This is a genomic window from Streptomyces sp. MUSC 14, from assembly GCF_001866675.1.
In the GTDB taxonomy this organism is placed as follows: domain Bacteria; phylum Actinomycetota; class Actinomycetes; order Streptomycetales; family Streptomycetaceae; genus Streptomyces.
Map to the genome: position 1 here is coordinate 20,950 of NZ_MLYN01000042.1, position 26,896 is coordinate 47,845.

Genomic DNA, 26,896 nt, shown 5'->3' on the forward strand with positions numbered 1-26,896 from the left:
CCTACTCGATGAGCGCGTCCGGCTTGCCCTCGCTGCGCGGGCGTTCCTGGACCATCTTGCCCCAGACGATCAGCCGGTACTTGCTGGTGAACTCCGGCGTGCAGGTGGTGAGCGTGATGTAGCGGCCGGGCTGTGTGAACCCGGAGCCCCTCGGGACCGGGTCCAGCACGCTGGTGTTGGACGGCGAGGTCACCGGAAGCGTCGACGTCACCTTGTACACGTAGTACGTGTCCTGCGTCTCGACCACGACCGCGTCGCCGGCCACGAGCCTGTTGATGTACCGGAACGGTTCACCATGGGTGTTGCGGTGCGCCGCGAGCCCGAAGTTACCGGTCTTGGCGTCCGGCATCGCCGTCTTCAGCGGCGCCTCGCCGTAGTGCCCGACCATGCCCTTGTCGAGCACCTTCGCGTTGCTGACGCCCTCCGCGATCGGCGCCACCACGTCCAGCTTGGGAATGTGCAGGATGGCGAAGCCCTGGCCCGGCGCGAACACGCCCGGGTTGCGCTTGCCGCTCGCCCAGTCGTCCTGGAGCTGGTGCGCCTCGCTGCCGGCCTGCGCGTGCGCGCGGACGTTGGTCCACCACAGCTGGTAGGTGACGAACAGCAGCATCAGCACGCCGGTGGTGATGAACACCTCGCCGATCGCCCGGCTCGCGAGCACGCCCGGGGACGGCTTGCGCAGCCGCGCCTGCCGCCGCGCCTCCACCCGGGACAGCGGCCGCTCCGGCTCCTCCGACGCCGCCGTCGCGGAGGCACTCTCCCGGCCGCCGCCGTGCCGACCGCCGCCACGCCCCCCGCCACGGCGCTTGGCGGCCTTTCTGCGGGCCGCACGCCCGCCGGTCGCGGCTGCGGACACGGCAGCGGCTGAAGTGGCCGCAGAGCCGCGTACAGACTCTCCCTGCGGACCCGACAGCGGACCGAGGGCCGGATCAGGGACCCGCAGCGCCATCGTCTCGTCGTCGAGGGGGTCGCGGTACGACTCCCCGTACGGCTCCCGCGCCCCCCGCGCATCCCACGACCCGAGCGCACCGGAAGCCTCGTACGACTGATCCCCGTACGAGGCATCGGTCTCGCGCTCCGGGCGCAGGGCGGTCACGCCGTGGCCCTGCCCACCACCGGGGCGAGCCCCGCCGACCTCGCCACGGCACCCTGGTCGCCGCACTCCACCAGCCAGTTGGCCAGCATCCGGTGCCCGTGCTCGGTGAGCACCGACTCGGGGTGGAACTGCACGCCCTCGACCGGCAGTTCGCGATGGCGCAGGCCCATGATGATGCCGTCGTGGGTGCGGGCGGTCACCTCCAGCTCGGCCGGGACCGTGTCCGGCTCGGCGGCCAGCGAGTGGTACCGGGTCGCCGTGAAGGGGGAGGGCAGACCCGCGAAGACACCCTTGCCCTCGTGCTCGACCGGTGAGGTCTTGCCGTGCAGCAGCTCGGGCGCCCGGTCCACGACACCTCCGTAGGCCACCTGCATCGACTGCATGCCGAGGCAGACGCCGAAGACGGGGACGCCGGTGGCCGCGCAGTGGCGGACCATCTCGACGCACACCCCGGCCTGCTCCGGCGCGCCCGGGCCGGGCGAGAGCAGCACACCGTCGAAACCGTCCTGGGCGTGCGAGGTCGACACCTCGTCGTTGCGCAGCACCTCGCACTCGGCGCCCAGCTGGTACAGGTACTGGACGAGGTTGAAGACGAAGCTGTCGTAGTTGTCGACGACGAGAATCCGCGCGCTCACTGGTTGTTCACCGTCACATCGTTGAAGGGCAGCAGCGGTTCGGCCCACGGGAAGACGTACTGGAACAGGACGTAGACCACGGCCAGGATCAATACGAGCGAGATGAACGCCTTCGCCCACGCGTTCCCCGGCAGATGCCGCCAGATCCAGCCGTACATGCCGTTCCTTCCGTATCCCCACGGCACCTGACTCACGCCGTACGCCACCAGACTAACGGCGACTAACGGCGCAGGGCCGCCGGTTCGCCCGCCTCCACGGACTGGGTGGAATCCAGGTGCGCCCAGACGATCAGCCGGTGACTGTGCCCCCATTCCGGATCGCACGTGGTCAGCGTCAGATACCGGCCCGGACGCGTGTAACCCGACGTACGTGGCACAGGGTCGATCACCTCAACGTCCGTCGGCACGGTTTTGTAGGGCCCTTTGTCGATCCGATACGTGAACCAGGTCGTCCCGTCCGTGAGCACCACCGCATCCCCCGGCCGCAGCTCCGGAAAGTCCAGGAACGGGTCGCCGTAGGTACGCCGGTGACCGGCCACCGCGAAGTTGCCCTCCTGGCCGAGCCGAGCAGTGCCCTGGTAGTGGGCGAGCCCCTTGGCCAGCACGTCCCGGCCGGTGCCCTCCGCCACGGGCTTGTTCCACGTGAAACCGAACCGCGGGATGTACATGATCGCGAACGGCTCGCCGTAGTGGTACGGCGCCGGGTCCGGCACGGTCACCCTCGTCGTGGCCGTCGTGCCGTCACCCGATGCGTGCGCGGCCGGCTGCACGCTTCCCTTCGACCACTGCCGGTGCAGCTGGTCGATCTGGTCGCTCATGGCGCCGTCGGCCCGCACACCCGTCCAGAACAGGATGTAGGCGACGAAGAGCACGATCAGGGCGCCGATGGTGATGCACAGTTCGCTGAAGGTCCGGACGATCACACGCACCGGCGCCTCCGTTCACGGACGGCTGACGGATGGCTACTGCACGGGCTTCGCGTAGTGCAGATCCACTGTGCCCGAGTAGCCGGGAAGAGTCACCGTCCCGTCGTCGGTGACTTTCCAGCCGAGCCCGTAGACGTTGACGTACACCATGTAGGTCTGGATCGCCTTGCTCGCGGCGAGCGCCTGCTGGAGCTTCCCCGGGTCCCCGACGGCCGTGATCTTGTACGGCGGTGAGTACACGCGGCCCTGGAGGATCAGGGTGTTGCCGACGCAGCGCACGGCACTGGTGGAGATCAGCCGCTGGTCCATGACCTTGACACCGGTCGCACCGCCCTGCCACAGGGCGTTCACCACGGCCTGGAGGTCCTGCTGGTGGATGACCAGGTAGTCGGGCTGGGGCGCGGGGTAGCCGGGGAGCTTGGCGGTGGCGTTGGGCGGGGCGTCGTTGAGGGTGACGGAAAGGCCGTGGCCGGTGAGCGGCTGGGTGCCGGCGCTCGACTCCAGGCCGCTGAGCCTGCGGTCCTGGGCCTTGCTGGTGCCGGCGTCGCTCTTGGCGAGGGACTCGACGCTCTCGCGCAGGGCCGCGTTGGACTCGTCCAGGCCCTTGTTCTTGCGGCTGCGCTGCTGGATCAGGTCGGACAGCTTCAGCAGGGAACCGTCCTGGCGGATGTCGGTGCCCTTGGCCGTGTCGAAGCTGGTGAAGAAGATGAGCCCCGCGAGAGCGAAGACGGCGGCCGTGAGGACGCGCACCGGACGCGGTCGGCGTCCCGTGCGGGCACCCGTTGATCCCGTCCCGGGGGAGTCGGCAGAATTGCTCAACGTACCCTTATCTCTTTCGGCGCCACGGAAGCACTACGCTAACGGACGCGCCCGACCCAGTTACCTGCGCGGCCACGCAGCGCATCGACAGGAGAGACCCTCGTGCCGAAGTCACGTATCCGCAAGAAGGCCGATTTCACGCCGCCGCCGGCGAAGCAGGCACAGGCGATCAAGCTGGGCAGCCGAGGCTGGGTCGCCCCGGTCATGCTGGCCATGTTCGTGATCGGCCTGGCCTGGATCGTCGTCTTCTACGTGACCGACGGCTCGCTGCCCATCAACGCCCTGGACAACTGGAACATCGTGGTCGGCTTCGGCTTCATCGCCGCCGGCTTCGGTGTCTCCACGCAGTGGAAGTAGCTTTCCCGTAGCTCTCCCCAAAGCTGTCCACTGAGTTATCCACAGGCGTTTTCCACATGGGGAAAAGAACGACGATCTGTGGATAACCCATCGGGCGTTGACGCCGGTATGACTGCCCCGGCAGCTCCCATACATCAGTTCGCCCCCTGTCCGACCTGCGGAAACACATCCGAGCGACAGGGGGCACAGCTGTGCCCGCACGTGGTGCACAAGATCCGGCACACGCTGTGGACAACGGTTCGGTATCAGGTTCGCCAGCGGGCCGGGCTCAGGTGAGCTGGGCGGTCCTGATCAGGGTGAGCACCACCACGGCGACGAGGACGACGGCACAGGCGCCGTACTGGATCAGCGTCCGCTTCTCGCGCGGGGCGTGGACCATGGCGTAGCCGACGGCGACACCGGCGACCAGACCGCCGATGTGGGCCTGCCAGGCGATGTTGAAGCCCGGGGTGAAGGTGATGATCAGGTTGATCACCAGCAGGGCGCCGAGCGGGCGCAGGTCGTAGTTGAGGCGGCGCATCAGCACGCCGGTCGCGCCGAAGAGACCGAAGATCGCTCCGGAGGCGCCCAGCGAGGGCTCGTTGGGCGCGGCGAGCAGATAGGTGAGCGCGCTGCCGGCCAGGCCCGAGACCAGGTACAGGGAGATGTAGCGGGCCCGGCCCAGGGCCGCTTCGAGGGGGCCGCCGATCCACCACAGGCTGAGCATGTTGAACAGGATGTGGGTGAAGTTCGTCGGCGAGTGCAGGAACATCGCGGTGAGCAGGCGGTAGTACTGCCCCTCGGCGACGCCTTCGACGGGGCCGAACAGGGAGTACTGGGCCCGGCCGATCAGCTCGAAGTGCTCGGTGACCGTGTCGCCGATGGCCTGCTGTGCCAGGAAGACGGCGACGTTGATGCCGATCAGCAGCTTGGTGAGCAGCCGGGGGTCGGCCGTCATCGTGCCGCCCGCGATCGTGCGCGGGGCGGATGCTTCCGGGGCGTGCCCGGTGCCGGAGCCGCCACGGACGCATTCGGGGCACTGGAAGCCGACGGAGGCGCTGATCATGCACTCGGGGCAGATGGGGCGGTCGCAGCGGGTGCAGCGCACGCCGGTCTCGCGGTCCGGGTGGCGGTAGCACCCGGGCACGCTGTGGGCGGCGCCCTGCGTACTGCCTTCGGCCTGGTCCATCGGTTCCCCTTGCTCGTCGTAGGCCTGCGCCCGGCAATGCCCCGCCCCGCTCACCCTTGGTACGGACGAGCGGGGCGATTGGTTCCCCCGGAGGGGACAGCCTTGATCAGGCTTCGCGCGTCTCGATGACGACGGACTCGATGACGACGTCGTCGGCCGGACGGTCGTTGCGGCCGGTCTTGACGTCGGCGATGGCCTGGACGACGGCCTGGCTGGCCTTGTCCGTGACCTCGCCGAAGATGGTGTGCTTGCGAGTCAGCCATGCCGTCGGGGAGACGGTGATGAAGAACTGCGAGCCGTTGGTGCCCGGGCCGGCGTTGGCCATGGCCAGCAGGAACGGGCGGTCGAAGGACAGGTCCGGGTGGAACTCGTCCGCGAACTGGTAGCCGGGACCGCCTATGCCGCTGCCCAGCGGGTCGCCTCCCTGGATCATGAATCCGCTGATGACACGGTGGAAGATCGTGCCGTCGTAGAGCGGCTTGGTGCTCTTCTCACCGGTCTTGGGGTGCTTCCACTCGCGCTCACCCTTGGCCAGCTCGACGAAGTTGCGGACCGTCGCGGGGGCGTGGTTCGGGAAAAGCTGGACCTCGATGTCGCCGCGATTGGTCTTCAGGGTGGCGTACAGCTGCTCAGCCACGATCTACCTTCCGTTGTCTTCGTGTGACCCCCAGATCCTCGCACGGTCATGCGGTGGGCACCCATATGCACGCCCTCACATGCCGGGCGGGCCGTTGGCAGGCATGATCCGTAAAAGGGTGGAAAGTCGAAATACCGTACGCCACCGATGGAGGAGGATCCCGTGACCCGCATCGACAGCGTGCGCGCCGCGACCGGCTCGGCGAAGGACAGCGTGCTGCACGCCGCGGACGTGGTGGCGCCCTACGCCGACACGGCCAAGGAGCGTGCCGCGCTCTATGCCCAGGAGGCACGCGTACGGCTGGCGCCGGTGATGTCGCAGGCCGCCGAACAGGCCCGCGTGCAGTACGACGCCCGGCTCGCCCCGCGTCTGGAGCAGGCCCGTGCGCATGTGCCGCCGAAGGTGGACCTGGCCGCGCAGGAGGCCGCCGTCCGCACCCGCAAGGCCGCCCGGCAGGCCGCCGAGTACTCACGCCCGAGGATCGAGCAGGCCGTGGCCGCGGCCGGCCCGGTGTACGACGAGGCGGCCGCCCGGGGCGCCGCCGCACTGGCCGCACTGCGCGGGCAGGTCTCGGCCGAGGACATCCACAAACTGGCCCGCAGGAACGCGCGCCGCTGCCGCTGTGCCCGTGCCCTCAGGGGGCTGGCCGCACTGACCCTGCTGGCCGGCGGGGCCTTCGCGGCGTGGAAGTGGTGGGACAAGCAGGCCAACCCCGACTGGCTGGTCGAACCGCCGGCCCCGACCGAGGTCCCCGAACCGGCCCGTCTCTCCTCGGTGGACAACCACGGCTCCGCCCTGGACCCCGAGGTCCGCGCCAAGCAGGCCGACAAGGACGCGACGAACGGGGAGGACCGCGACTAGGAGGTGTCGTACGCTCGCCGGCCCACGGCCCGTTTCACGTGAAACCACGGCGGGCCGCCGTGCGGACAGGGGCGCCACACCGGCTCGCCTGGTGCGCGAAGTACGCGATGCGGTACGCGTTCACTGTGCTTCCCGTACATCGATCACGACGCGTCGGGCGTGGGTCTCCCCCCGTTCCAGGCCCGATGCGCCTCAGCCGCCGCACTCAGCGGGAAGGACGACACGGCCCACGGGCGCAGACTGCCCTTCGCGAGCAACCGGTTGATGGTGCCGGCCGCCTCGGCGACCTCGGAGGAGGAGGCGTGGGAGATGACGAACCCGCGGATGCTGCAGTCCTTCAGGGCGGCGGCGCGGGAAGAAGACCCAGCCCAGCTCACCGGCGTCGATGGCGCGGACCACGCCCCGGTGGATGGCGGCCGTCTCCGGATCCCGGCCGAGGGGGTGGTCACTCGCCCGCTCGTAGCGTGCTCGGCACGCGAAGGCCGAGATCGTCGTGGGCTTCTCCCGGCCTGGCGCCCAGGCTCGGCGTCTGGGTACGGGCCGAGATCGGCGACGACAGGACGCGGTTCGCCGACGCCCGGGTGCTGAAGGCGTACGCGGGATCAGCACCCGTCATCCTCGCCTCCGGCAAGAAGCGCTACGCCGGACGTCGCCACGCCAAGATCGACCGCCTCGTCCACGCCGGCTGCCTGTGGGCGATCGCCTTCCTCCGGAACGGTCCCGGAGCAGACGCCCACCACCGACGCCGACGGGAGCGCGGCGACCGGCACGCATCGGCCCTGGGCAACCTCTTCAATCGCATGTGCGCGCCGGTTCACTCATCAGTCGAGTTCGATGTTGAAGTCCCAGACGGCGATGGTCTTTCCGTCGTGGCGCCAGGTGAGTTCGGCGGCGCCGGCCTGGTAGGTGCCGGACAGTGTCAGGGCTGCCGTCTGTCCGGGGCGGGCCGTGATGGTCGCCGGGCCGTCGGCGGACAGGGGGATGGGCTTGCCGTTCTCGTCGCGGGAGGTGAAGTCGGCGGCGTGGAGGGTGAGCGGGCCGGTGGCTTCGTGGACGGTCACGGTGATCGTGCCGGTGGCGTGGTCGGGAACGCCGCCTGACTTGGTGATCGGGTTCTCGGTCGGGCCGCCGGCGGTCACCACCGCGTTCACGCCAGGGAGTTGGGCGCGGACGGAGTAGCCCATGGCCAGCAGTTGCAGGCGTTTCTCGCTGGCGGTGGGGGTGGCCTGTGCGGTCGGCGGGCTGGGGATGGGGACGGCGCCCAGGTTCTTGACGGTCTTCGCCGCGTCGTCGGTCGCCTTCGGCGTGGAGTGTCCGCCGCATCCGGCCAGGGCGGCCAGCGTGAGGGCGGTGCAGGCGAGCGTGGCCAGGGCGGTCTTCGGGTTGGTGCGCCACGTGCCGGGCCGGCGGAGGCCGGCCCGGCGTGGTGCCGCAATGCGCGCAGCGGTCATCGGCGGCAGGTCTTTCCCTTCCGGTCAGGTGCCCGGGTCAGGGCTTCTTGGTGACGGGGTGCTCGGGGTCGTCGATGCGGGCCACGGCCGGGTAGACGGTGCTGCCCGAGGGTGCCGGGGCCAGGGCCTTGCCGGAGGGGTTGTTGTAGACGTCGGCGCCGAACGGGCGCAGGCCGTCGGCGGCCGCGTAGCCCAGGTGGCCGCGGCCGTCGGTGCCGCCGCTGCGGACGCCGAAGAGGTCCTCCATGCTGCGCAGCCACGAGTAGTGGTTGTAGGGCTGCTCGGAGACGGAGCCCGGCTTGATGTAGCGGGAGAGGAAGACCGCGCCGGTGATGCCGCCGCCCGGGGTGGTGTCCTGGCCGAACGCCTGGAAGCCGGGCTGGGTGGTGTTCGGGCCGGGCAGCTCGTTGCAGCACGCGACGACCGACTGGGCGGTGTCGGTCGGGGTGTTGAGCGACTTGTCCGTGTTGCCGGCGTAGTCGGCGATGGAGTTGCCGTACATCTTGTAGGGCGGGAACGCCTCGTCGAAGATGATCTGGATCATGCCGTCGTGCTGGTAGGCAGGGGAGGCCATGATCTGGGGGACGACCTTCTCCAGGAACTTGTCCGAGGCGTACAGGCCGCCCTGGTGGTTGTTCGGGTCACCGGAGAGGTTGTCGCCCTTGCAGGTGGCGTCGTGTGCGTCGGAGCAGTTGTTCGGGCTGATCCAGGAGAAGCGCGGCGTGGTCTTCTCGCTCTTCAGGTCCTGCGCCAGACCGGACACGGCCCGGTGCCCCGCGGTGGCGGTGAGCCCGTTCAGCGGGGCGACCCTCGCGCAGTCCCTGGGGTTGTCGATCAGCGAGTGGAACCAGGGCGCCGGGTTGTGCTTGGCCACGTACTGGTCTTCCGGTGTCGCGCCACCGGGCAGGGGGACACCGTTGCCGGCCGGGCTGCCGGGGATGCCGCACTGGTATGCGTCCTCGCGGCTGGGGGTGTTGCCCATGTCCTGGGCGTACACCTTCCACGGGACCTTCTTGCTGTCGAGCTGGTTGAAGAGCGTCTTCACCGAGGACGGGTACACACAGCCCGCACCGGCGTTCACCTGGCCGTCGGCGGCCGGGGTGCCCGGGGAGACGTTCTTGTACTGCGGACAGTCGTTCTGGTTGTCCGGCGCCGGAGCCTGCCCGGACACCAGGCTGATGTAGTTGTCCAGGCTGTAGTGACCGGTGCCGTAGTACTGGGTGAGCAGCTCACCGTAGGACGGGAGCGTCTTCCACAGGTAGCTGTTCTGGTTGAGGCCGGTGAAGGTGGCCTCGTACGACTTGTTCTCCAGGATGATCGTCCAGACGTGGCCGATCTTGTGCGCCTTGGGGTGGTGCTCCTCATGGGCCGATGCCGAGCCCGGCGCCAGCGTGACCGCGGCGATCGCGCCCACGACGGCCGCCCCCGCCGCAAGACGCCACTGTCTGCGCCCGCGTATGAACCCTGCCATGTCGCTCCCTCACAGAAGGCAACGCGCGGCGAAGACCTCCCCCGCCGCCCGGGGCACTGTCCACCCACAGGCAACACACATCTCGACTCCACTCCCAACTCCCGTCGACGCACTGGCGAACAGTGGCGGTACGGAGAGCTATCAGACCGTCAAGAAGTGTCTGTATGCGGCAAAGAAGGCGGGATATCTCGCGCAGCGTTCATGAGCCGGGCCCTACGACGCCCGCCGTGCGGTGAGGCTTCGCCGTACCCCGTAGGCGGCCGCTCCGAGCGCGAGCACCGCCGCTCCCCACGCCACCGACGTCGCGGGCAGGGTGCAGGCCAGGACCAGGCAGCCGGCCAGCCCGAGGACGGGGATGATGCGCGGCGGACGGTTCTCCGCCTCGGTCAGGGTCCAGGCGGCTGCGTTCGCCACGGCGTAGTAGGCGAGTACGCCGAAGGAGGACAAGCCGATCGCGCCGCGCACGTCCGTGGTCGCGGCCAGGACCACCACCACGGCCCCCACCAGCAACTCCGCGCGACAAGGCACCTTGAACCGAGGGTGCACGGTGGACAGGGCATGGGGCAGGTGGTGGTCCCGGGACATGGCAAGCGTGGTCCGCGAGACGCCCAGGATCAGCGCGAGCAACGACCCGAGCGCCGCCACCGCCGCCCCGACCCGAACCACCGGCACCAGCCCCGGAACTCCGGCCTGCCGTACCGCCTCGGCCAGCGGCGCGCTCTCCTGTGCCAGCCCGTCCGGGCCGAGGACCGCCAGCAGGGACACGGCGACCGCCGCGTACACGATCAGCGTGATGCCCAGGGCCAGGGGAATGGCTCGGGGGATGGTGCGGGCCGGGTCCTTCACCTCTTCGCCCAGGGTCGCGATCCGCGCGTACCCGGCGAAGGCGAAGAACAGAAGGCCGGCCGCCTGCAACACCCCGGTGACGGAGGCGTCCGCTCCGATGTCCAGCCGACCGGCCTGAGCGTTGCCGGAGGTCAGGCAGGCCACCGCCACGGCGGCCAGCACGGCCAGGACCACGGTGACGATCGCCCGGGTCAGCCAGGCTGCCTTCTGCACGCCCACGTAGTTGATGGCGGTCAGCGCCACCACGGCAGCGACCGCGACGGCGTGCGCCCGGCCCGGCCACACGTACGAACCCACGGTGAGCGCCATCGCCGCGCACGAGGCGGTCTTGCCCACCACGAAGCCCCACCCGGCGAGGTAGCCCCAGAACTCGCCCAGCCGCTCACGGCCGTAGACATACGTCCCGCCGGACTGCGGGTAGCGTGCCGCCAACCGGGCCGAGGACGTGGCGTTGCAGTACGCCACCACAGCGGCGACGGCCAACCCCACCAGAAGGCCCGAGCCCGCCGCCCGCGCGGCCGGCGCCAGAGCGGCGAAGACCCCCGCACCGATCATCGAGCCCAGCCCGATGACCACGGCATCGAAGACGCCCAGCCTCCGCTCCAGTACAGCGGCTCCGCCGCCCTGCGACGCCTGGCTCGCCCCGCACCGCCATCTGTCGACATCCAGGGCGCGAGACGATACCTGCCGGGGATGAACAGCAGGTCGCACGCGTTGTGATCCTCGGCTTCCGAGGATCCGATCGTGCCGAAGTTGCGGGGTGGACAGGGTCCCGGCAGGCTGGATCCGGCGCGTTGTCGGCGATCCCGGCTGGACCCCTCTGCTGACGACCGCCCCGGACCCGTCCTATCCCAGCGCCCACGCCGCCCTCAGCCAGGCGGCGGCAACGACGCTCGCCGGCCTCTTCGGTGCCCGGTATCACCTCGCGGTGACATCGAAAGGCGCCACCCGAACCTATGCAGGCTTCCAGGAGGCGGCCACCGAAGCGTGGCTCAGCCGTCTCTGGTCCGGCCAGCACACCTCGATCGACAACCGCGCGGGCCGGCAACTCGGCGTACGGGTGGCCGACTTCGTGGCAGGGCGCCTCTGACCGTCCGCACTGAACGACATTCATGCACGGGTCGGGAAGCGAGGAAGGGAGCAGAGCCGTGTCCGTCTCTCGTCGCGACGTCCTCCGGCTGGGTGGCGTGTCCGTGCTGGCCGGAGTCGGCGTCGATGCGGTGGCCGGCTGCGACTCGCGGGCGGCGGTGAGCGCCGCGGTTCCCTTGGGCAGGGCGGACCACACACTGCGGATCGCGACCGGGCCCGTCGAACTCGCGCCAGGTACGGACGTGTCGACCACGACGTACAACGGGCAGTTTCCTGGTCCGCTGCTGCGCTTCACCGAGGGCCGCCCGGTCGTGGTCGACGTCCACAACGACACCGGCACCCCCGAACTGCTGCACTGGCACGGCCAGCGGGTTCCCGCCGCCGTGGACGGGGCCGCCGAGGAGGGCACCCCGTACATCCCCGCGCACGGGACGCGACGCCTGTCGTTCACCCCCGGTCCGGCCGGTTTCCGCTTCTACCACACCCATGTGACCGCACACGGTGACCTGACCCGGAGCACGTACTCAGGGCAGGCGGGCCCGGTCTACATCGAGCCGAAGTCCAACCCCGGAGCCTACGACCAGGAAGTGTTCCTGACGCTGAAGGAGTTCGAGCCCTCCCTCAGCCACGGTGGGGACGTCGTCCAGAACTTCCTGGCCGGCACCCCGGTACCGGATCTGAAACGCAAGGGCGAGAGGGCCATGGCCGACTCGCTGGCCCGCGGCATGCCGCGCGGCTTCGAGGTCGGGTACCGCGTCTTCAGCGTCAACGGCCGCACACTCGGCCACGGTCAGCCGATCAAGGTCACGTCCGGGCAGCGCGTGCTGTTCCACGTCCTCAACGCCAGCGCCACCGAGATCCGCAGTCTCGCCCTGCCCGGACACACCTTCAAAGTCGTCGCGCTCGACGGCAACCCGGTACCCCGCCAGGCCGACGTGCCGGTGCTGTGGATCGGCACCGCCGAACGCGTCTCGGCCATCGTCGAGATGAACCACCCGGGCGTCTGGGTGCTCGGAGACACCTCCGACGACCGCAACGCCGGCATGGGCACCGTCGTGGAGTACGCCGGCCGCAGCGGCTCCCCGCAGTGGTCCACGCCACCCGCATCCACCTGGGACTACCGCATCTTCGCCCGCCCCGGCGCCACCACCCAGCGCCCCGACCACACCTTCGACCTGCTGGTGGAGAAACGCAACGCGGCCGGCAAGGGCTTCAACATCTGGCCCCTCAACGGCGTCCCCTTCTCCCAGGACACCGACAAGCCGGTCCTGCAGGTCGAACGCGGCAAGCGGTACCGGATGCGGCTGCGCAACGCCAGCGACGACATCCACCCCGTCCACCTGCACCGCCACACCTTCGAGATCACCCACATCGCCGGAACCCCCACCCACGGCCTGCACAAGGACGTCGTCATGCTCGGCGGCTACCAGACCCTCGACCTCGATTTCACCGCCGATCAACCAGGACTGTCCCTGTTCCACTGCCACCAACAGCTCCACATGGACTACGGCTTCATGATCCTTCTGCGCTGCTGACGCTTCCGTGAACACGGGCTGCCGGAGGCTTTCGTCAGCACGGGCTCGCCGACCGCCAGGACAGCGAGTTCCGCTTCGACCCGGACGAGGTGCTGCTCAGCCTGTGGGACGAACCGGGCCGCCTGGACATCCGCCCGGCTGACCACTCCCGCACCCCGACCGCTCCCACGGGCACCGCCCCCTGGACTCCGCCCGCCCTGCCGGACGGCCCGGAGGCTTCCGCATGACCGCCACCACGGGAGCCGTCTCGGTCCCGCTCGACACCAAAACCGGGTGGCGGCCGCCCGGCCGGCCGCAGCCGTCGACCCGCTGCTGCGGCCATCCGCCACTCCGCCCGTCCCTGGGTACGGAAGGCCAACACGCTGGACCCGGAGGGTCTGCACGTGGGCATCATCGCGTTCATGGGCCTGGTGTGCTTCGGGCTGCTGATGATCGGCGCGGACTGCGTCTGTCTACGCGATGAGGACTACCGGTCGCTCGCGCGGCGCTTTCGGGCTGTCAAGGAGCGCCTGACGAACCCCGGTTGGTCGCTGTCGCCCGCGAGCGGCATGGCCCCCACTGCGATGAGGGCCGTACCGGCCGGACAGGAGGGCATGGCCGATGGGTGACAAGACCGGGGCCCCGCGGACGCACGCCGGATTTCGGGGCCGGAGGCCGGCTCGGGACAATCCACCGCGGACGCCCTGCACCAGTTCCTCACCGCCGGGCCCGCCGACCGGGAGCGCCTGGCGCCGCACGTGGAAGGAACGAGAGCCACCTGGTGTACGGCCGGCCCGTGCACGCCCCCTGCGACGGTACGGTCGTCTCCGCCGCCGAGCACATCGCGGACCAGGAACCCGGCACCATCCGCTACCAGCCCCGCTACGGCAACCACGTGTGGATCGACACGGGCGCCGAGATCGTCAAGCTCGCCCATCTGCGCCCCGGAACCGTGACCGTGACCACGGGCCAGACCGTGCGGGCCGGTCAGGTGCTCGGCGAGGTCGGCAACTCGGGCAACAGCAGCGAGCCGCATCTGCACATCCACGCCGAACGCGACGGTCTCGGCCTCGACCTGGAGTTCGAGGGAGTCTCGGGCCCGCTCTGCCGGGGCAGGTCCGTCCGCACCTAGGCACTCCGTTCGTCCCAGCAGCCACCAGCCCGGTACGGCAAGCCCGTGCCGTGCTTCGCCCTGCTCTGCGCGCCGCCCGGCGCCCCCACACCGGAAAGTCCGCATCCGTGGCTCTCCATGCCTCCATACGCCCGCCGCATCGCCTGCGCGGCTCCGTGGTCGCGGCCTCCTGCGCCGCCCTGCTCGGCACCGCCGGCTTCGTACCCACCGCCCACGCCGCCGACCGGCATCCACTCATGGGATCCTCGCCCGCCCATGCGGCACCTGCCGCCGACGCGGGACCGGTCTCCGGCGACCAACACGTCAGCGTGCGGCTCTACCTCGATTCCCGTGACCCGCGCGGGCTCGCAGCGTTCCTGCGCGATGTGACCGACCCCCGCAGCCCCCCACTACCGGCACTTCCTCACCCCTGGGGAGTACCAGCGCCGCTTCGGCCCGGCCGACCGTCAGATCAAGGCGGTCACGGCATGGCTGGCCGGATCCGGATTCAGCGTCACCGGCCGTACCTCCCGCTATCTGGCCGTCGAGGGTCCCGCCCGCGCCGTCCGGCAGGCCTTCGGCACGAGCCTGCACCTCTACCGCACCGGCCGCGGCACGAGCGACGCCCCATCGGCCGACCTCAGCGTGCCCGCCTCCCTCGGCTCTGCCGTGCTCGGTGTCTCCGGCCTGTCCGCCCCCGGCGCGGCCCGCCCTCTGTCCACCCCGGCGCCCGCCCTGAACGTACCCGCCGAAGGCCCCGTCTGCTCCGACCACTTCGGACAGAAACCCGCCACCGGAATGCCCGAGGCGTACGGCAGGATCTCTGCCTACGCGCCCTGCCCCTACACCCCCGCCCAGATCCGCCATGCCTACGGCGCGGGCGCCACTGGACGCGCTGCCACCATCGCTGTGGTCGACGCCTACGGATCACCGGACATGACCGCGGACTCCGCCCGCTACGCCCGGTCCGTCGGCGACCGCCCCTTCCGACCGGGCCAGTACCGCCAGCAGGTCACTCCCGCCCAGTGGCACGTCGGCGCCGCATGCGCGCCTCCGCGTACCTGGGCCGGTGAGCAGGCCCTCGACGTCGACCTCGCCCTCGGCCTCGCCCCGGACGCGAACGTCCCCGGGCAGCTCCGCCATCGGACTCATGCTCACCGCCGCGGCGCACCGACACGGCTGGCCCGTCGCTCGTGGGGGATCGCAGGCCATCGCCCATGCGCTCGCCGCCCGTCTCGTCGAACTCGGCGGCACCATCGAAACCGGCACCCCGGTCCGTTCGCTGCGGGACCTGCCCCCGCCCGCACGGTTCTGCTCGACCTGGCTCCCCGCACGGCGGCGGGGGTGTGCGGGCCGCGCCTTCCCGCCCATGTCCGACGCGCGTACACCCGCTACCGGCACGGGCCCGCCGCGTACAAGGTCGACCTGGCAGTCGAGGGCGGCGTGCCATGGCGTGCCGAGGTGCGCCACAAGGCGGGCACCGTCCACGTCGGCGGGACCGCGGAGGAGACAGCGGAGGCCGAACAGGCGGTGTCCCTCGGGCGGATGCCCCGGCGTCCCTTCGTTCTGGTCGCCCAGCAGCACGTCGCCGACCCCGGGCGTTCGGCCGGCGACATCCACCCCGTCTGGGCGTACGCGCACGTCCCGCACGGCTACGACGGCGACGCGACGGCCGCTGTCCTGGACCGGATCGAGCAGTACGCTCCCGGACTGCGTGACCGTGTCGTCGGCCTTTCCGCCCGCTCCCCGGCCCAACTGGAGGCGTACAACCCCCACTACGTCGGCGGCGACATCCTCACAGGTGCCAACTCCCTCGCCTCCCTTGCATTCCGCCCACGCCCGGCCCTCGACCCGTACGCGACGGGCATCCCCGGGGTCTACCTCTGTTCGGCGGCAACGCCACCGGGCGCGGGCGCGCACGGCATGTGCGGCCACAACGCCGCGAAATCGGCACTGCGAGAACTCGGCCTGACCGCCGTGGCCAACCCTGGCCACCCGTCACGCTGAGAGGCTGATTCGCCAGGCGGCGGAGGCGGTGGGCTGCCGCGTCGATGTCAGATACGCCGTCGCGCGGGACCGGACGATCCAGGCGCCCGCAGGCGGCGGACGGTGCCGCGTGCCTGCCCCGGGGCGCAGGGGACATCACGAGGCTGCCTCCGATGATCTCGAAAATCGGGACAAAAAGACCCCTCCAACCACGTTTCCGCAGGTCAGAGGGGTCTTCCGGAGTGGAGCCTAGGGGAGTCGAACCCCTGACATCCGCCATGCAAAGACGGCGCTCTACCAACTGAGCTAAGGCCCCGGAAGGCAGCGACCGGCCGGGCAGTGCCGCCCGGTGGGTGCCGCAGACCAGAGTACCGGGTCACCCCCGGATTCCCGCAAAAAGATTGGGGCTCCCCGCGCATGACCACGCTCCGTAAGATGCTCGGCGTGGTTCGCTACAGCGAACCGCGGTTTTCAGGGGAAGCGATGGGGAGACGCAATGGACGCCGCACAGCAGGAAGCGACCGCGAGAGCGCGGGAGCTCCAGCGGAACTGGTACGGAGAGCCGTTGGGGGCGCTCTTCCGTAAGCTCATCGACGATCTCGGCCTCAACCAGGCCCGTCTCGCGGCGGTCCTCGGCCTGTCCGCTCCGATGCTGTCGCAGCTGATGAGCGGCCAGCGGGCCAAGATCGGCAATCCTGCCGTGGTCCAGCGGGTGCAGCTGTTGCAGGAGCTGGCGGCCCAGGTCGCCGACGGCAGCGTCAGCGCCGCCGAGGCGACCGACCGCATGGAAGAGATCAAGAAGTCGCAGGGGGGCTCCGTGCTCAGCAACACGACCCAGACCACGAGCGGTTCGGGCGCGCCGACGGTCAAGCGGGTGGTCCGCGAGATCCAGTCGCTGCTGCGCTCGGTCGCCGCCGCCGGCGACATCATCGACGCCGCGGACAGCCTCGCCCCGGCCCACCCCGAACTCGCGGAGTTCCTCCGTGTCTACGGCGCCGGCCGCACCTCCGACGCCGTCGCCCACTACCAGTCCCACCAGAACTGAGCCGCGGGCACAGAGACGGGCGGGGCGGGGGATAGCGGGCGCGGCAGGGGGGTAGTGGGGGCGTAACACCGGGCGAGGAGACCGGGCGGGGGGACATCGCGGAGCCAGGGGGAGGAGCGGCGGGCTGCCATGGGTGAGGTCTTCGCCGGCCGGTACGAGCTGGCCGACCCGATCGGACGCGGCGGCGTGGGCGCCGTCTGGCGTGCCTGGGACCACCGCCGGCGGCGCTATGTGGCCGCCAAGGTGCTCCAGCAGCGCGACGCCCACTCCCTGCTGCGCTTCGTGCGCGAGCAGGCCCTGCGGATCGACCATCCCCATGTCCTCGCCCCGGCCAGCTGGGCCGCCGACGACGACAAGGTGCTGTTCACCATGGACCTGGTCGCCGGCGGGTCCCTGGTCCACCTGGTCGGCGACTACGGCCCCCTGCCGCCGGCCTACGTGTGCACCCTGCTCGACCAGCTGCTGTCCGGTCTCGCCGCCGTCCACGGCGAAGGGGTCGTCCACCGGGACATCAAGCCCGCCAACCTCCTCCTCGAAGCCACCGGCACCGGCCGGCCCCGGCTGCGGCTGTCCGACTTCGGCATCGCCATGCGGCTCGGCGAACCCCGGCTGACCGAGACCAACCTCGTGGTGGGCACGCCCGGTTACCTCGCGCCCGAGCAACTCCTCGGCTGCGACCCCGACTTCCCGGCCGATCTGTTCGCCGCCGGCCTGGTCGCCCTGTACCTCCTCGAAGGCGCCAAGCCGGACGCCAAGGCGCTCGTGCAGTACTTCGCCGAGCACGGGACGCCGGGCCCCCCCAAGGGCGTACCGGAACCGCTCTGGCAGGTCGTCGCGGGCCTGCTCCAGCCCGACCCGGCCACCCGCTTCCGCACCGCCACAGGGGCCCGCAAGGCGCTCGCCTCGGCCATCGAACTCCTGCCGGAGCCGGACCTCGACGACGAGTTGATCGAGATCTTCGACCAACTCGGCCCGCTGCCCCCGGGGTTCGGCCCCGACGGCCCGCTCACCAGGGCCTCCGGAGTAGCCGTCGAGCCCGCCACGGACACCGGCACCGGCACCGGCACCGGCACCGGCACCACCGACGGTCCGGCCACGGGCACCGGCTCCCTGTCGGACACCGGAAGCTTCCGGCTGCCCCCGCCCCAGGAGACCCCGGACACCCCGGAACCTCCGGTGCCCCCCACGCCTCAGCCGTACGCCGTCTCTCCCCGCACTCCGACTCCGGCGCCCCCGCCCCTTCCTCCGCAGGTCCGGCCCGAGTCCCGCACCCCGCAGCCGTACGCGCACGCGTACCCGCACCCGTACGCAAGCCCGGCTACGGATCCCGAGCCGTACGCCGCCGATCCGTCGGTCACCGCCTCGTACACCGCCCGGGACCCGGCACCGCCGGTGCCCGCCCCTGCTCCGGCCACCGCTCCCGTCCCCGGGCACGGTCGTCGTGGGCGCCGGGCGCGGCGCAGCCGGCCGCGGCCCGGGCCGTCGGCCAGGGTGGCGGTACCGATCCTGCTGCTGGCGCTGGCCTGTTACGCGGTGGGCTTCTGGGCGCTGGCCCGCGTCTGAGAGCGGCGGGCCACCAGCGTCCAGCCGCCGAGCACCGCGAGCAGCAGGGTCCCCGTGCCGATCCCACCGGCCGCGACCAGCTTCAGCACGGGATCACCGCCCCCGCCGCCCGCACCCCCGGTGGCCCCGGTGTCCCCGGTGAGCGCGGCCACCGGGTCCTGGCCCGTGGCCGTGAAGACGTCCGCCGGTACCGGCCGGCCGGCGTACCGCGGGCCCGCGTGTGCCTGACCGGACACCTGGACCCGCAGGGTCACGGCGAACGGCCCCCGCCCGAAGGGGCCGGTCAGCCGCTCGCTGAGGTGCAGCACCAGGTAGTAGTCGCCGGCGAAGCGGACGGAGGTCACCGCGGCCTGGACGGCATAGCGGTTGGCGTACTCCACCGGCGGGACCGGGGCGAGGACGGCGGGCCGGGCGGTGCCGGTGTAGCCGAGGGCGGTGTCCTCGACGGTGTCGCGCACAGGGTTGTGGAGGGAGAGGTCCAGGGCGCCGCCGACATAGCCCTGGCCCGCGGCGGCGCCCAGTTCGGCGGAGGCGTGCAGCTGCCGGCCCCAGTCGAGCGGCACCTTGTAGAACCGGGTCTCGCCCGGCACCAGTTCGGTGCGCCAGACGCCTTGGCCGAGCGCACGGGCGGAGGCGAAGCCCGTCCCGCCGGACCGCTCCCGCGGGGTGCCGCCGAGCGGCTCGGGGGTGGCGGAGTCCCAGGTCCGCGGCGCGGCGGTGGCCCCGGCGCGCGCCGTGCGCGGTTCCGTCGCGGGCGCGATCTCCAGGTCCCAGGGCCGCTCCGAGCCGGCCGTGGGCGTCGTACCGGAGCCGTCGGCGCCGAGGCGCTGGACGATCACGTAGTACGTGCCGCCGCCCTGGCACAGCGACCTGCCGGTCTCGCGCTCCCCCACTGCCGTGACCGGGTGCGGGCTGAGCGCGGCGCCGAAGCGGGCGGAGGCGAAGGAGCAGCGCAGGCCCGTCGCGTCCTGGACCGTCACGCTGATGCCGTCGGTGCTGGAGACGGCGGCGTCCGCCGGAGGTACGGCGGTGACAGAGACGTACGCCGTGTCGCCGGCCGTCAGCCGGATCCGGTAGGAGAGGCTGCCGGCACCCGGCAGGGAGCTGCGGTAGACCCCGCCGGGCGCCAGCCGGCCTGCGTCCGCGGTGCCCTGGCCGCCCTCCACCGTGCGGGCGCCGGGCGCGAAGCCGTACGACGCGTCGCCCGCGGCGGCGGCCGTCGGCACACCGGGCGACGCGAACAGGGCGCACAGGGCGAGCAGGGTGCACAGCCCCGGCAGCAGCGCCGTCCGCCACACCGTCCGTCGCGTTCGCCCCCGCACGTCCCGGCCTCCCCGTCATCGCTCGCCGTACCGGACCGTGGCCCATCCTGCCCCGCACGGCCCTGCGCCATCCGGGGAACGCGGGTGGCCGTCCGAAACGCCCCGCATCGCCCGGCGGGCGGCGTACGACGGCGCGACGGGGTGCAGGGAACGCCTACCGCACCCCATGCACCCCCGCAAACGCAGAACCCCGGCCGCTTCGGCGACCGGGGTCTGTTCAGATTCTGGTTTCGACACTCACGAACCCGTGGGCACGGAGTCAGTCGCCTCCGTCCACAGGTCCTGCTCGGCGCGATCCGCCTGGATCTGGCGGTACACGAGGAGCCCGCCGATGGCGGCCAGTGCGACCAGGAGCAGCTTCTTCACCGCGCGACCTCGTCTTTCCTTGACGTAGGGGACCTCTGGCGCCCGACTATACACACCGGCCGATATCGATCGGTGACCTGCGTCGGAGCTCAACTGCCGCCCCCGGAGCCGCAATAGACCAGGTCCGGGGCCTGTCCGATCGGAGGGTGATCACACCTCCACGGTCCGTTACTTTGCTCCCTCTTCGCTCGTCCTCACCGGCTTTTGGGAGTTTCCGACCCTCTTGCCGCCATCCGGGTGGTGTTCATCGGAACATCGACGCGCCACGGGCGCAGGTCCACCACTTCGCGACGCTCATACACATCATGAGGAAAGTACGCAAATCGCCCAACCTGAAAGTGAGGGGCCATGACCCAGAACAAGGTCATGAAGCTGTGGACCGCCTTCGTCACCGCCTTCCTCGCGCTGTGCACGGCGCTCGGACTCGTCACCACCGCGACCGCCACGACCGCCTCGGCCGCTCCCCGCACCGAGACCCCGAGCAAGGACAGCGCGGAACAGAACGTCCCGACGATCCCGGCGCAAACCCACTGGGCCTGGTCCTACGGCAGGGCACTGCCCCCCCACGATGAAGCAACGGATCCGGGCGGAGGCCCACGGCAAGACCCCCGCCTGCCGGCACCGGCCCCTCGACACGACGGAAGCGGAGAACGCGGCCCCCGACCATCCCTCGTCGGCGCCCCTCGACTGCTGACCCTCCGTTCCTCCCGCCGCTCGACGCGGCGCACCAGCACCGCAGCCGTCTCGACGACACCAGGGCGACTTGCGTACCCCAAGCAGTCAGTCGAGACGGAAAACCCCCGGCCGGGCAGGCCGGGGGTACAGCGCTGTCGTCATCCGCGCCTCGTACGAGGACGGCCGGCACAACGCCGTTGTCACCGCTGCCACCGCTGTCACCGTTGTCCACGGCCGTCCGCCCGGTTCCCGCCGGACGCCGTCGCCCGGACCACTTCCCGGATCCCCGGCCCGCTCGAACGCGGTGTCGTGCTCGACCACTGGAGGCGGGGCGGCTTCCGCCCGCCCGGCCACCTTCCGCGTCCGCCGAACCCTCGGCCCGGTAAGTCCCGCTGTCACGCCCCTTCTTGGAGCGTGATCGCCTGCGAGGGGCACCGCTCGGCCGCCTCCCGGACCTCCGGGGCGTCTGCGGCCTGCGCACGGCCGGGCCGTACGGTGCCGTACCCGTCCTCGAACGCGAACACGTCCGGCGCCCGGTACGCGCACTCGGCGGAGCCGTAGCACAGGGAGCGGTCGACGGAGACCTTCATGCGTCCTCCAGACGTCGGCTGGCTTCCAGGACGTCCCTGCCCCGCGGACCGCACCCCGAACCGGCTGCCCCGCCCCGAGCCGTCCCATTCCGGGCCACGGCCCTCAGGGCGACGACCGGAGCGGACTACGACCTGCCACCCGCGACCGAGAGCCAGTGGGCCACCCGGCGCACCGTCGGCTCGTCGAGCCGGTCGGCCAGCACCCGGACCGCCTCGCCGTCCTCGGCGCTCAGGTCGTGCAGGCCCGCCTTGCCCAGGCCGGCCATCAGCACCTGGTGACGGCGGCCCGTCATGCGTTGCGCGAGCACGGTCGGTGCGGCGGCACCGGGCGCGGGCCCATCGGTGGAGGCGGCGGAGGCGGTGGGTGTCCGGTCGGCCAGGGTGTCGAAGAGGCGCCAGGCGCCGTCCTCCGGCCCCCACAGCGCGACCATCACCTCCTCGCCACGCGCCCGCACGGTCCGGGTCATCTCCGCGACGGCATAGAGCACGGGCGCCCGGTCCGGGGACTCGGCCCCCACGGTCCAGGAGTCCTGTGCGGACGGACGGAACAGCGCGACCCAGCGCGGAGCACCGGGCGGGCACGGGGGACGTTTCTCCATGACTCTCACCCCTTCGGGAACAGCCGGCGGAGCGCACCGTATCTGACGGAGCGTCAGATATCCATGCCCGTCCGCACCCCGCCGCGTCCGGGTCGGACAGTGGTCCCGATTCAGGTGATCTGCGGGCATGTCCGTACAACAGCGAAGCGTGTGAGTCCGGTATGAGTCCGCCGCCCACCCGGCACCGGTCCCTCCCCTCGTGGGGACCGGTGCCGAGCGGTGCGGGGCTGCCGGCCCGTGGCGCGTCGGCTCGCCACGGGCCGCGGAAGGGGAGCCGGCTGCCGGACCGGTCGCGGAAACACGCGACGCCCCGCAGCCGCCCCCTGCCTGCTGTGGAGCCCGCTCGCCTGCTCTCGGCGGAAGTTGGCCGAGATCCTTCGGTGACCTGAGCCGCATCTCCGGATATCAGCCCGATGGCCTGTCAGGACGGTGTGTGACGGCTCCACTACCCGGTCCGGATCCTGCCATCTGTTGTCGCCGGGGAGGAGGCCGCGGCGTCCGGTGCAGTGCTTCCGCGCAGGTCAGGCGTATAGGGTGAGTTTTCCGGTCCGGACATCCAGATGCGGGGGGAAAGAAAAGGGGAGGGACCTTGAGTTCCGACTCAGGGACACGCACAGCTTTCGCCGAGCGCCTCGCGCTGCTGTACAAGGAGGCCGGAAACCCTCCCCTCAAGAGCGTCGCCGAGGCGGTCGTACGGCTCCAGCGGGTCGACGAGCGCGGCCGGCCCGTGCGCGTGTCCGCACAGCGGATCAGCGACTGGCGCCGGGCCAGGAACGTACCGGCCCAGTTCACCGCCCTCGCGGCCGTGCTCCACATCCTGATCCCGGAGGCGCGCCGGCTGCGGCCCACACCGGTCTCCACCGGTCTGTACGACCTCGCGCACTGGCAGCGCCTGTGGGAGCGCGCGCTGGCCGACCCGGTCGGTGACCGGCCCGTCCCGCCCGCCGAGGAGGACCGGCAACCACCGGCCCCGGCCCCGCCCGTCACCGGTGGCGTCTGCCCCTACCGCGGGCTGGCCCCGTACCGCCGGGAGGACGCCCGCTGGTTCTTCGGCCGGGAGCGCAGCACCGGCGCGCTCGTCGAGCAGCTGAACGACGCCGAGCGCACCGGCGGCCTGGTGATGCTCGTGGGTGCCTCGGGCGCGGGCAAGTCGTCACTGCTCAACGCCGGTCTGGTGCCCGCGCTGCGGGACGGGTCCCTGGTGGCGGGCCGGACCGGCACCGCACGGCCCGGCACGGCGGGCCCCGTGCTCCAGCTGGTCCCGGGCGCCGACCCGCTGGGCGAGCTGGTCGACCGCATCCCCGAGCTGGGCCAGGTCGCCGCCGCCGCGCGCGAGGCCGAGCGGGAGGCGACACGGAACCCCGCCGCCCCCGGCTCCGAGACACCCCGGATCGCCCGGGCGGCACGCGAGGCGGCCGCGGCCTGGGCACGCCGGGAGACGCACGGCGAGGGCCTGCCCGCCGACGGCGAACCCTCGGGCGCCGCGGCCCCGGGCCCCCGGCCGGTCGTCATCATCGACCAGTTCGAGGAGGCGTTCACCCTCTGCCCCGACGAGGCGGACCGCCGTACGTTCATCCAGTTGCTGCACGCCGTCTGCACCCCGCCCGTCGGGGCGGACGGCCCCGCCCCGGTCGTCGTCGTGCTCGGCATACGGGCCGACTTCTACGAGCAGTGCCTCGGCTATCCGGAACTCGCCGACGCCCTCCAGCACCGGCACATGGTGCTCGGCCCGCTGACCAGCGGCGAGCTGCGCGACGCGGTGACCGGTCCGGCCAAGGCGGTCGGCCTGGAGCTGGAGCCGGGGCTCGCCGAGCTGATCGTGCGCGAGGTGAGCGCCGACGGCCCGCGCGGAGCGCACGACGCGGGCGTGCTCCCGCTGCTCTCGCACGCCCTGCTCGCCACCTGGCAGCGCCGCAAGGCCGGAAAGCTGACCCTGGCCGGCTACCGCGCGGCCGGCGGGATCCAGGGCGCGGTCGCGGCGACGGCCGAGCGCGCCTGGTCCGGGCTCGACCCCGCGGCCCGTACGGCGGCCCGGCTGCTCCTGCTGCGCCTGGTCCGGCTCGGCGAGGACACCCAGGCCACGCGCCGGCGCGGCACCCGGCGCCAGCTCGCGGCGGAGTCGGCCGACCCCGGCAAGACGGAGGAGTCGCTGGAGGCCCTGGTCCGGGCCCGGCTGGTGACGCTGGACGCGGACACCGTGGAGATCACCCACGAGGCGCTGCTGCACGCCTGGCCCCGGCTGCGGCACTGGATCGACGACAACCGCAACGACCATCTGCTGCGCCAGCGGCTGGAGGAGGACGGCCGCTCCTGGGAGGACTCGGACCGGGACAACTCGCTGCTCTACCGGGGCTCCCGGCTGGAGCAGGCCCGCGCCTGGGCCAGATCCGCCGGTGACACCGTCCTCACCCGCAGCGCGGTGGAGTTCCTGGCCGCCTCGGTCCGGCTGCGCCGGCGCTCGGTGTGGCTGAGCCGGGCCGCGGTGGCCGCGCTGGTCGTGCTGGCCCTGGTGGCCGGCGGGTCGGCGGTGATCGCCCGGCAGCAGCGGGACGACGCCGTCTTCGAGCAGGTACTCGCCGAGGCCGACCGGGTCCAGAGCACCGACCCGTCCCTGTCCGCCCAGCTCGACCTGGTCGCGCACCGGCTGCGCCCGGGCGACGAGGGGACGTACAGCAGGCTGATCTCGATCGTGAACGCCCCGCTGGCCACCCCGCTGACCGGGCACACCGGCGCCGTCTACCTCACCACCTTCAGCCCCGACGGCAGGACCCTGGCCACCGCCAGCTACGACCGCACGGTCCGGCTGTGGAACGTGGCCGACCCGAGCCGCCCGAAGCCGCTGGGCAAGCCGCTGACCGGGCACACCAGCTGGGTCAGCAGCGCGGTCTTCAGCCCCGACGGCAGGACGCTGGCCAGCGCCGGCGACGACGCCACGATCCGGCTGTGGAACGTCGCCGACCCCGCCCATCCGGTCTCCCTGGGCGCCCCGCTGAGCGGGCACAAGGGCACGATCTACCTGATCGCCTTCAGCCCCGACGGCCGCACCCTGGCCAGCGCGGGCGAGGACCACACCGTACGGCTGTGGGACGTGGCCGACCCGCGCCGGCCGCGGCAGATCGACGTCCTGCGCGGGCACAGCGCCGCCGTGCGCAGCGTGGCCTGGAGCCCCGACGGACACACCCTGGCGGCAGGCGGCGACGACGACACGATCATGTTGTGGAACGTGACCGACCCCCGCCACGCGCAGCGGTACGCCTCCGTGCTGAAGGGCCACACCGACCTCGTGCACTCGGTGGCGTTCAGCCCCGACGGCCGCACCCTCGCCTCCGGCAGCGCGGACGACACGATCCGGCTGTGGAACGTCGCCGACCCCGCCCGCCCCGCCGCGCTCGGCTCGCCGCTGACCGGACACACCGGCCCGATCTGGTCGGTGGCCTTCAGCCCGGACGGTGGCCAGCTCGCCGCCGCGAGCGCGGACAGCACGGCCAGCCTGTGGAACGTGGCCGACCCGACGTCCCCCTCCCAGATCGGCGGCCCGCTCGCGGGCAGCAGCGGGGAGATGTACGCCCTGGGATTCAGCCCCGACGGGCACACCCTCGCCACCGGCAGCGGGGACAGCATCGTGCGCCTGTGGTCGCTGCCGGCCTCGGACATCACCGGCCGCACCGGCGGATTCCGGCCGGACGGGCGGGTACTGGCCACGGCGGCACGGGACGGCAGGCTCCGGCTGTGGAACGTGACGCGGCCCGGGCGCCCCGTGCCGCTGAGCGAACCCTTCATGCAGGCCGACGGCGGCCATCGCGCGCCCCTGCTGTTCTCTCCCGACGGCCACACCCTCGCCGTCCTCACCGACAACCACTCGGTGTATCTGTGGAAGGTCGGCGACCCGTCCCACCCGGTCACCGGCGAGCCCATCCACCTGCGAACGCGTTTCGCCGGGCCCTCGCTCGCCTTCAGCCCGGACGGCCACACCCTGGCCACCGCCTACCAGGACGACACCATCCAGCTGTGGAACGTCGCCGACCCCTTGCACCCGGTGGCTCTCGGCAGGCCGCTCGTCGGTCACCGGGGCTTTCTCAACGCGCTCGCCTTCAGCCCCGACGGGCACACCCTGGCCAGCGGCAGCTCGGACAGCACCGTCCGGCTCTGGGACGTCACCGACCCCGCCCGCGCGACCGCGCTCACCCGGCTCACGGAGCACACCGGGCCGGTCAACACGCTCGCCTTCAGCCCGGACGGACATGTTCTGGCCAGCGGCAGCGACGACGACACGGTCCGGCTGTGGAACGTCACCCACCCCGCCTCGGCGGCCGAGCTGGGCCCGCCGCTCATCGGCCACACCGAGGCGGTCAAGTCACTGACGTTCAGCCCGAGCGGCCATACCCTGGCCAGCGGCGGCAACGACAACACGATCCGGCTGTGGAACGTCACCGACCCCGCCTCGGCGACCCCCGTGGGCCAGTCGATGAGCCCCAACGCCAGATCGGGCACGTTCCTGTCGTTCAGCGCCCGGGGCAACGTCCTCGGGCTCTCCAGCGGCACCGACACGCTCCGTCTGTGGAGCCTGGACGACGCCGCGGCGATCAGCCACATCTGTGCGGTCACCCGGGGCGTCCTGACCCCGCAGAAGTGGCACGAGTACCTCCCGCGCCTGTCCTACGACCCCCCGTGCAGTCGCTGATCGGCCAACCTCCCCGATTTCCGGCCGACTTGGCCCCACAATCCGCTCAACCTTGTTACCCTTGGCCATAACCCGATCGCTGGTGCATC

Annotated in this window: 23 protein-coding genes, 1 tRNA gene and 3 pseudogenes; 12 read left to right on the plus strand and 15 right to left on the minus strand. The window is 71.8% G+C overall.

What is annotated here, in order from left to right; all coding sequences use genetic code 11:
• Position 1 precedes the first annotated feature (1 nt).
• From BIV25_RS26185 to BIV25_RS26200, 5 genes are all read right to left on the minus strand, one after another.
• The gene (locus BIV25_RS26185) at positions 2-1,096 is read right to left on the minus strand and encodes a class E sortase (protein WP_071374877.1); all 1,095 of its coding nucleotides are present in this window, start codon (positions 1,094-1,096) and stop codon (positions 2-4) included.
• On the minus strand, positions 1,093-1,731 hold the full coding sequence (locus tag BIV25_RS26190; RefSeq protein ID WP_071374878.1) for an aminodeoxychorismate/anthranilate synthase component II: 639 nt from the start codon (positions 1,729-1,731) through the stop codon (positions 1,093-1,095). Before BIV25_RS26190 ends, BIV25_RS26185 begins: the two co-directional genes overlap by 4 nt.
• A complete protein-coding gene (locus tag BIV25_RS49535) occupies positions 1,728-1,889 on the minus strand; it encodes a hypothetical protein (RefSeq protein ID WP_177235420.1) in 162 nt (53 codons plus the stop codon). Before BIV25_RS49535 ends, BIV25_RS26190 begins: the two co-directional genes overlap by 4 nt.
• A 62-nt stretch (positions 1,890-1,951) precedes the next feature.
• The gene (locus tag BIV25_RS26195) at positions 1,952-2,659 is read right to left on the minus strand and encodes a class E sortase (RefSeq protein ID WP_071374879.1); all 708 of its coding nucleotides are present in this window, start codon (positions 2,657-2,659) and stop codon (positions 1,952-1,954) included.
• A gap of 33 nt (positions 2,660-2,692) precedes the next feature.
• Positions 2,693-3,475 carry a DUF881 domain-containing protein gene (locus BIV25_RS26200; protein WP_071374880.1) on the minus strand — a complete coding sequence of 261 codons (783 nt, stop codon included), beginning with the start codon at positions 3,473-3,475 and terminating at the stop codon, positions 2,693-2,695.
• 102 nt (positions 3,476-3,577) lie between these two features.
• Here BIV25_RS26200 and crgA point away from each other — a divergent pair, with 102 nt between their 5' ends.
• On the plus strand, positions 3,578-3,832 hold the full coding sequence (crgA, locus tag BIV25_RS26205; protein ID WP_071374881.1) for a cell division protein CrgA: 255 nt from the start codon (positions 3,578-3,580) through the stop codon (positions 3,830-3,832).
• Between the two features lie 268 nt (positions 3,833-4,100).
• On the opposite strand, the gene BIV25_RS26210 is transcribed toward crgA, so the two are convergent.
• Together BIV25_RS26210 and BIV25_RS26215 are read right to left on the minus strand one after the other, a co-directional pair.
• The gene (locus tag BIV25_RS26210) at positions 4,101-5,000 is read right to left on the minus strand and encodes a rhomboid family intramembrane serine protease (RefSeq protein WP_071374882.1); all 900 of its coding nucleotides are present in this window, start codon (positions 4,998-5,000) and stop codon (positions 4,101-4,103) included.
• A gap of 106 nt (positions 5,001-5,106) precedes the next feature.
• The gene (locus BIV25_RS26215; protein WP_071374883.1) at positions 5,107-5,637 is read right to left on the minus strand and encodes a peptidylprolyl isomerase; all 531 of its coding nucleotides are present in this window, start codon (positions 5,635-5,637) and stop codon (positions 5,107-5,109) included.
• A 162-nt stretch (positions 5,638-5,799) separates the two neighbouring features.
• On the opposite strand from BIV25_RS26215, the gene BIV25_RS26220 reads away from it, so the two are divergent.
• Both BIV25_RS26220 and BIV25_RS54535 read left to right on the plus strand, forming a co-directional pair.
• Positions 5,800-6,498 carry a DUF5324 family protein gene (locus BIV25_RS26220; protein WP_071374991.1) on the plus strand — a complete coding sequence of 233 codons (699 nt, stop codon included), beginning with the start codon at positions 5,800-5,802 and terminating at the stop codon, positions 6,496-6,498.
• Between the two features lie 185 nt (positions 6,499-6,683).
• Positions 6,684-7,109, plus strand: a pseudogene (locus tag BIV25_RS54535) (hypothetical protein); the annotation flags it as partial.
• Between the two features lie 210 nt (positions 7,110-7,319).
• Here the strand turns inward: BIV25_RS54535 and BIV25_RS53160 are convergent.
• From BIV25_RS53160 to BIV25_RS26240, 3 genes are all read right to left on the minus strand, one after another.
• On the minus strand, positions 7,320-7,949 hold the full coding sequence (locus BIV25_RS53160) for a hypothetical protein (protein ID WP_071374885.1): 630 nt from the start codon (positions 7,947-7,949) through the stop codon (positions 7,320-7,322).
• A 37-nt stretch (positions 7,950-7,986) separates the two neighbouring features.
• Positions 7,987-9,420 carry an alkaline phosphatase family protein gene (locus BIV25_RS26235; protein ID WP_107486336.1) on the minus strand — a complete coding sequence of 478 codons (1,434 nt, stop codon included), beginning with the start codon at positions 9,418-9,420 and terminating at the stop codon, positions 7,987-7,989.
• Between the two features lie 213 nt (positions 9,421-9,633).
• Positions 9,634-10,872, minus strand: coding sequence for an APC family permease (locus BIV25_RS26240; RefSeq protein WP_071374992.1), 1,239 nt, complete (start codon positions 10,870-10,872; stop codon positions 9,634-9,636).
• Positions 10,873-11,026: 154 nt separating this feature from the next.
• On the opposite strand from BIV25_RS26240, the gene BIV25_RS26245 reads away from it, so the two are divergent.
• From BIV25_RS26245 to BIV25_RS54540, 5 genes and pseudogenes are all read left to right on the plus strand, one after another.
• Complete coding sequence (locus tag BIV25_RS26245; protein WP_071374887.1) at positions 11,027-11,356, plus strand: phosphatase PAP2 family protein; 330 nt, start codon at positions 11,027-11,029, stop codon at positions 11,354-11,356.
• Positions 11,357-11,414: 58 nt separating this feature from the next.
• A complete protein-coding gene (locus BIV25_RS26250) occupies positions 11,415-12,890 on the plus strand; it encodes a multicopper oxidase family protein (protein ID WP_218158485.1) in 1,476 nt (491 codons plus the stop codon).
• A gap of 383 nt (positions 12,891-13,273) precedes the next feature.
• Entirely contained in the window at positions 13,274-13,498 is a 225-nt protein-coding gene (locus BIV25_RS50465; RefSeq protein ID WP_071374889.1) for a hypothetical protein, read from the plus strand.
• Between the two features lie 167 nt (positions 13,499-13,665).
• Positions 13,666-14,001 (plus strand): M23 family metallopeptidase, encoded by a 336-nt coding sequence (locus BIV25_RS51310; protein WP_177235422.1) that lies wholly within the window; start codon positions 13,666-13,668, stop codon positions 13,999-14,001.
• A gap of 384 nt (positions 14,002-14,385) precedes the next feature.
• A pseudogene (locus tag BIV25_RS54540) lies at positions 14,386-15,987 on the plus strand (protease pro-enzyme activation domain-containing protein); the annotation flags it as partial.
• A gap of 222 nt (positions 15,988-16,209) precedes the next feature.
• On the opposite strand, the gene BIV25_RS26275 reads toward BIV25_RS54540, so the two are convergent.
• A tRNA-Ala gene (locus BIV25_RS26275) sits at positions 16,210-16,282 on the minus strand.
• Positions 16,283-16,462: 180 nt separating this feature from the next.
• Here BIV25_RS26275 and BIV25_RS26280 point away from each other — a divergent pair.
• Together BIV25_RS26280 and BIV25_RS26285 are read left to right on the plus strand one after the other, a co-directional pair.
• Entirely contained in the window at positions 16,463-17,011 is a 549-nt protein-coding gene (locus tag BIV25_RS26280; RefSeq protein WP_071374893.1) for a DNA-binding protein, read from the plus strand.
• A 129-nt stretch (positions 17,012-17,140) separates the two neighbouring features.
• Positions 17,141-18,574 (plus strand): serine/threonine-protein kinase, encoded by a 1,434-nt coding sequence (locus BIV25_RS26285; RefSeq protein ID WP_071374894.1) that lies wholly within the window; start codon positions 17,141-17,143, stop codon positions 18,572-18,574.
• On the opposite strand, the gene BIV25_RS26290 is transcribed toward BIV25_RS26285, so the two are convergent.
• Positions 18,538-19,896 (minus strand): hypothetical protein, encoded by a 1,359-nt coding sequence (locus BIV25_RS26290; protein ID WP_256256092.1) that lies wholly within the window; start codon positions 19,894-19,896, stop codon positions 18,538-18,540. The two genes, BIV25_RS26285 and BIV25_RS26290, sit on opposite strands and share 37 nt — an antisense overlap.
• 237 nt (positions 19,897-20,133) lie before the next feature.
• Positions 20,134-20,262, minus strand: a complete 129-nt coding sequence (locus BIV25_RS52080; protein ID WP_003999697.1) for a DLW-39 family protein — start codon at positions 20,260-20,262, stop codon at positions 20,134-20,136.
• Between the two features lie 348 nt (positions 20,263-20,610).
• Here BIV25_RS52080 and BIV25_RS26295 point away from each other — a divergent pair.
• Positions 20,611-20,956, plus strand: a pseudogene (locus tag BIV25_RS26295) (DUF6344 domain-containing protein).
• 376 nt (positions 20,957-21,332) lie between these two features.
• Here the strand turns inward: BIV25_RS26295 and BIV25_RS26300 are convergent.
• Both BIV25_RS26300 and BIV25_RS26305 read right to left on the minus strand, forming a co-directional pair.
• Positions 21,333-21,527, minus strand: a complete 195-nt coding sequence (locus BIV25_RS26300) for a ferredoxin (RefSeq protein WP_071374895.1) — start codon at positions 21,525-21,527, stop codon at positions 21,333-21,335.
• Positions 21,528-21,652: 125 nt separating this feature from the next.
• The gene (locus BIV25_RS26305) at positions 21,653-22,126 is read right to left on the minus strand and encodes a hypothetical protein (protein WP_071374896.1); all 474 of its coding nucleotides are present in this window, start codon (positions 22,124-22,126) and stop codon (positions 21,653-21,655) included.
• Positions 22,127-22,715: 589 nt separating this feature from the next.
• Between BIV25_RS26305 and BIV25_RS26310 the strand changes: the two genes are divergently transcribed.
• Entirely contained in the window at positions 22,716-26,807 is a 4,092-nt protein-coding gene (locus tag BIV25_RS26310; protein ID WP_071374897.1) for a WD40 repeat domain-containing protein, read from the plus strand.
• Positions 26,808-26,896: the final 89 nt, after the last annotated feature.